General features: G+C 38.6%; 1 pseudogene. It reads right to left on the bottom strand.

Going from position 1 to position 466, the window contains the following annotated elements:
- Positions 1 to 373: pseudogene (locus ACYQ2O_RS12820) on the bottom strand (IS110 family transposase); the annotation flags it as partial.
- Positions 374 to 466 lie beyond the last annotated feature (93 nt).

Raw genomic sequence — 466 nt, 5'->3', positions numbered from 1 at the left:
TCTCAATGGCTTTATCAATGATTTTTATTTCTTGTTCAAATCCACGTATAACACGCATTTGAACACCTAGATTGATATCAATACTGTCTTGTGCTAGTTTGCCTAAGCGATAAGAGTCTGAGACAGACTTTCTAATGACTTTAGCTAATTTGACAGGATCTTTAAAGCGTCCTCGCCCAAACTTTTGAAGTAAAGCAGCTAGCTCAACGCTATTCATTGTCCGAATCTCAGCCATTGAAATATCGCCATTCATTAATTGAATCATCGTTGAACTAAACACAGAGGTGCTTATATTTTCAGCTTTTAAGTCACTCGAAAGAGTGTTGCACTTGTAATAAAGATTTTCCACGTAGTGCTGCTGGGCTTCGGTCATCTGACGAATCAACTGATAGCGTGTACGAGTAAAACGTAGGAGAGCAACGAATTTTTCTTCTCGTGGTTGAGTTTTCGTATGCTTTCCAGTTGT

Source organism: Alkalibacterium sp. m-11 (assembly GCF_054658155.1).
The sequence above is the reverse complement of the archived record's forward strand: the minus strand, read 5'-3'. Positions and strand labels throughout refer to the sequence as shown.